Source organism: Caballeronia sp. (assembly GCF_049581465.1).
Taxonomy (GTDB): domain Bacteria; phylum Pseudomonadota; class Gammaproteobacteria; order Burkholderiales; family Burkholderiaceae; genus Caballeronia.
In genome coordinates, this window is record NZ_JBAUSA010000269.1 from 1 (window position 1) to 2,258 (window position 2,258).

Below are 2,258 nucleotides of genomic sequence, written 5' to 3' on the forward strand. Positions count from 1 at the left end.
GGCATGCACTGGTAATTCAGTACGGTCATCCAGAGGTGATGTCGCGGGCGGGCATGAAAGCCCGCGACACCGTATCAACGAAAACAACGGACTTAGATCAACAGATGAACTTCACACTCCGCAATTCATCGCGCGCGCTGCCTTGCGCCGCTACGCTTGCAGCAGCCTTGCTATTGGCGGGCTGCGGCACGGGAAGCCGCCTGTCCACCGATGGCGCAAACGACCAACTCGTCTTCCCCTCCATCGAATCGGCCCAGCCCGCCGGCGGCAGCTATCCGTTTACCGAGGCGTTGCGCAAGCTCAGGCCGGGTATGAACAAAGGCCAGGTCGCCGGGCTTCTGGGGCGCCCGCAATTTCAGGAAGGATTCTTCGGCGTTCGTGAATGGGATTACGTGTTGAATGTCACGAACGAAGCCGGGGCGCCGCAAATGGTGTGCCAGTTGAAAGCCGTGTTCACGGCCCAAGACACGGCCCGCAACTTCTATCGTAAGTGCGGTGACAACGTGGAGTCGCTGACCGATGGAAAATGGCTGAAATATCAACCGACAGCCGCGAATGTTATTGTCGCAACGCCGTTGACGGTGGAAAGCGTAGAAACGAAGGCTGACGCGTCGAATTAAGGCTTCGAAATTAAAAAGCGCGAGGCGGGTCGATCGACCCGTTCTCGCGCTTCACCTAAGCCGCCCCCTCTTACCGCTGCATCGATTCCCACACCTTATACAAGCGCTTGACCGAAATCGGCATCGGCGTGCGAAGTTCCTGCGCAAATAGCGACACCCGCAACTCTTCCAGCAGCCATCGATATTCGCTCAATCGCGCATCTGCCACGCCACCGCGTTGGGCGATCGCCCGCTGAAAATTTTGCAGCAGCGGCGCGATTTCCGCGGACAATCGCGCGTCTCTAACCGCATCGGCCTTCAACTTGTCGACGCGTAACGCCATCGCGTTTAGATAACGCGGAAAGTGCGATAACTGCGTATACGGCGTATCGATAACAAAGCGCTTCCCAACCAGCGCGTTCAACTGCGCGATCATATCCACGTAAGGCGCGCCGAGTGACTTGACCTGCGTCAACTTCTTCGCGACCGCCGCATATTCAATCAAGATCAGCCCGCCGAGACGCGCGATTTCCTGTGCGAGCAAGGTCAGCCTGCTTTTCCCCTGGTCCCGCCGCGTGAAGAAACCCATATCGTCGTCGGGAAGCGGGTCTTGCAAACACGCGCGATCCAGCGCCGTTTCAATGATCTGGTCGCGCAGCTCTTCCTGCGTGCCGAGCGCCATATATTGCATCGACATCTCGCGCAATCCGGTGAGACTGCGCTCAAGGTAACGAATCGGCTCGCGCAATTGCAACGCGAACAATCGACGCAAGCCTGCTCGATGAACGCGAGCGGCTTCTTCGGGCGAATCGAATACTTCGACGTCGCAATGCGTATGCCGATCGACAAGCGCCGGATAGCCGAAAAGCGTCTGCCCTCGCCGGCGAATTTCGAGCAACTCCGGCAACTTTCCGAAATCCCAGGTGGTGAGATTTTCGTACAGCGCGGTGCTTGACGATTCGGACGGCGCGGCGCTGCGTGTGACAGGCGATGCGACATCGATACCGCCATCCAACGTCGCGCCCGCTGCCAGCTTTTGAAAATGCTGCTGCGCCTGTCCACCAAGTTCGGCTCGCAACTGGGCCAGATTGCGACCCATTGCAAGTTGGCGCCCGTGTTCGTCGATGACCTTGAAGTTCATGAACAAATGGGCTGGCAGCGTCTCCAGCTTGAAATCGGACGACTTCATCGCGATCTGCGTTTGCTCGCGAATGTCCGCGATCAACGCTTCAAGCAAACCGCCCGCGCCGAAGGTCTTGCCGCTGTGCCGCTCGACCACGCCCGCCGAAAACTCAGGCAATGGCACGAGATGCCGCCGCAACTTCTGTGGCAGCGACTTCAACAGCAACTGTATCTTTTCCTTCAACATGCCGCGGACAAGCCACTCGGAACGGCGTGCATCGACCTGGTTCAGGCCGAATAGCGGCACGGTCAGGGTCACGCCATCGCGGGGAGAACCCGGTTCGAAATGATAGGTCAGCGTCATTTCAATGCCGGCCATCGTCATGCGCTTCGGGAACAGATCGGTGGTGATGCCTGCGGCTTCATGGCGCATCAGGTCGTCACGCGAGAGGAATAGCAAGCGCGCGCGGGCGTCCTTCCTCTCTTCGTCGCGATACCAGCGCTCGAAAGCCGCGCCGGTATGAATGCCTTTTGGCA

The 2,258-nt window shown here is 58.7% G+C and carries 2 protein-coding genes; one reads left to right on the forward strand and one right to left on the reverse strand.

Going from position 1 to position 2,258, the window contains the following annotated elements:
- Positions 1 to 53 precede the first annotated feature (53 nt).
- A complete protein-coding gene (locus WCA53_RS06650; RefSeq protein ID WP_423907163.1) occupies positions 54 to 620 on the forward strand; it encodes an outer membrane protein assembly factor BamE in 567 nt (188 codons plus the stop codon).
- Between the two features lie 70 nt (positions 621 to 690).
- Here the strand turns inward: WCA53_RS06650 and WCA53_RS06655 are convergent.
- Positions 691 to 2,258: DUF3418 domain-containing protein (locus WCA53_RS06655; RefSeq protein WP_423907166.1), on the reverse strand; the 1,568-nt coding region annotated here is incomplete at its 5' end.